Below are 2,542 nucleotides of genomic sequence, written 5' to 3'. Positions count from 1 at the left end.
TACGCAAGAACGTGTTCCCCATCGCGGGGCTTTCTCCTTTTGGTGAATCTCCCGGCGACGAAATGGGGATCGCTGCCAGGGAAGCGTGTCGTGGGTCGGTGTACGTACATCTGTTTCGTCATACGGACACGGCATGGTCATGCAAAGGGGCTGGAAGTCGGCCGGCCCTCGACCGTCAGAGCCTGTGTCTGAACTTTATGCTGCTGGTGGCAGACGTGCGAGGTATGGCCCGTGTCTGGCAGTCACGTCTGATGCGAATGAGCAGTGATCGATGACGAGATTGTCGCTCGAATACGGGCCGAGGTATCGCGCCCCCTGGGTGGTGGACACGCTGATACTGGATCTGCTTGATCCGGAGGAAGCGAGACACTGTCGATGGCGATGAACGATTACTCGGACGAGTTCAAGGCTGATGCCGTGGCTCTGTACGAGTCCACATCCAGGCGACCTACAAGAGCATCGCCGCAGACCTGGGCATCAACCGGGCCACGCTGCGCGAGTGCGTGCTGCGAGACCGCGAACGCCGCGGCGCCGGCCCGGTTGCCGCACCGGCCGGGCAGACAGCGGCCCGAGTCATGCAGGCGACGCCGTCGGCTGATCCGGACGAACGGATCCGGCAGCTGGAGGCCAGGGTGGCCGAGCTCGAGGCGAGTGAGCGGAAGCTGGCCACCGAGCGGGACATACTTCGCAAAGAGGCCAAGTATTTCGCGGGGGAGACGAACTGGTGGGGAGCCGCTTCCAGTTCGTCGACGACCACCGGGACGCCTACGAGGTGAAGCGGCTCTGCGAGGTCCTGAACGTGAACAGGTCCAGCTACTACAAGTGGCCGGCCGGGAGGCCACAGCGGTCCGGCGGCGGGCCGACCGGCTCCTGTAGGGCAAGATCCGAGAGGTCCACCCTAAGTCCGGCGGCGCCTACGGCTCCCCACGGGTAACCGCAGAGCTGAGGGAAACGGGCCTGCGGGTCAACGAGAAGCGGGTCGCCCGGGTGCTGCGGACGTTTGCCATCACCGGCATCCGCCTGCGTAGATGCATGCACCACTGTCCCCGAATCGGCGGCCTTGCAGGTCCCGGACCTGTTCCAGCGGGACTTCACGGCCGCTGAGCCGGGGCAGAAGTACTCCAGGTCGGATGCGCCGAGTGGCGGGGGGAGGGCCAAAAAGGGACCTTGAGGTCCACTCTGAATCCTGCTACCTTTGCAGCGGTAATCTGGTCAGTGTGGCGGAACAGGCGAGCGACAAAAACGGCTCCCGGCTGACTGAGCGCGGGCGGGCTACTCGAGAGCGCATTTTGAGGGCCGCCGCCGACATGATGTACGTCAAGGGCGTGTCTGCCACGACCCTCGACGAGATCAGAGCGGCCAGCGGAACGAGTAAATCCCAGCTCTACCGCCACTACCCCGACAAGGATGCGTTGGTGCGGGACGTAGTCGCGTTGCAGGCAGTAGAATTGCTCGAACGCCAGCACCAGCTACTGCGGCGGCTCAACTCCCTCCGCGGGCTGGAGCGCTGGCGGGACGCAGTGATCGAACACAATGCGCTCCGAAACGGAGCGTACGGCTGCCCGCTCGGCTCCCTCGCAAGCGAGCTGACCGATCAGGACGAAGAGGCTCGCAAGGCGATCGCCCGGTACTTCGACACCTGGGAAGGGATGCTCTCGGCCGGGCTCGTGAGGATGAAGGACTCAGGAGTCCTCCGTGCCGACGCCAACGCCGGAGAGCTTGCCACTGGTCTCATGGCCGCCCTTCAAGGCGGCTACCTCCTTGCGCAGACGGTCCGAGACGTCAAACCCATGAGGATCGCCCTCGACATGGCGATCGGCCACATCAAGGCCTATGCCGTGCCCGCCGAAGACGGCAATCCGCCTGAAGGAGGCACGAGAGGGCACTAAAGCCGTCCGGGATGAGACGGCGTCGAGAAGTCCCGGGTGAGGCGCCACAGACGGTTGCGTCGCAGTCTCCCTACCGGCTGGACTTCACTGTCCTCGGCAGGCGACCGAGGGCGCGACGGCGGGAGAGCGTATTCGTCCGCACGCCCCACTGCCGGGCATGCGGCCCCAGCCGCCAACGAAAAGTGGCGGCCCCCTGCGTAAAAGAGTCACTTCACACCCCCCCACGAGTGGACTATTGGGTCCAGAAAATTGCCCGATCCGCGGTACGATGAGGGAAAATGTTCCCTTGCGGATAGTTAAGGAGCCAACGCTCACAAAAATCCCCAAAGCAGTAGGCATCGTGTATGCGGGCACCCGGTTCTCAGTACTTGGCCCAGTCCGCCTATACAGACACGGGGGTCGAGGCCGGAGCTGTTCATCCGAGGCAGTGCGCCGCGCTTGCTTCGCGGTTTCTTAGGGCGGGCAGGCCTGTAAGCCTCTCGAAACTGGTGGAGGGCGTATGGGCGACAAAGCCCCACCGTTGGCCATAGGCTCCGCGCGCCCTACGTCTACAGGCTCAGACAGGCACTGGGAGTAGAGTGACAGCTCCGTACGCTTGGTCGACCAGGACTGTCTGCAACACATCCAACCGGACGCTCTGGACCTGAGCAGGT

At 64.0% G+C, this 2,542-nt stretch carries 3 protein-coding genes; all 3 read left to right on the top strand.

Annotated elements, in window-relative coordinates:
* Positions 1-275, top strand: a 275-nt coding sequence (locus tag VXC91_RS44485; protein ID WP_329513029.1) for a hypothetical protein, incomplete at its 5' end; no start/stop codon positions are given.
* Positions 276-882: 607 nt separating this feature from the next.
* Positions 883-1,104: an IS3 family transposase gene (locus VXC91_RS47380; RefSeq protein WP_408057629.1), complete on the top strand. Its 222-nt coding sequence runs from the start codon at positions 883-885 to the stop codon at positions 1,102-1,104.
* Between the two features lie 113 nt (positions 1,105-1,217).
* Positions 1,218-1,889, top strand: a complete 672-nt coding sequence (locus VXC91_RS44480; protein ID WP_329513028.1) for a TetR/AcrR family transcriptional regulator — start codon at positions 1,218-1,220, stop codon at positions 1,887-1,889.
* Positions 1,890-2,542: the final 653 nt, after the last annotated feature.

The organism is Streptomyces chiangmaiensis (assembly GCF_036281785.1).
Lineage (GTDB): Bacteria > Actinomycetota > Actinomycetes > Streptomycetales > Streptomycetaceae > Streptomyces > Streptomyces chiangmaiensis.
This window is presented reverse-complemented; position numbering and strand designations above follow the sequence as displayed.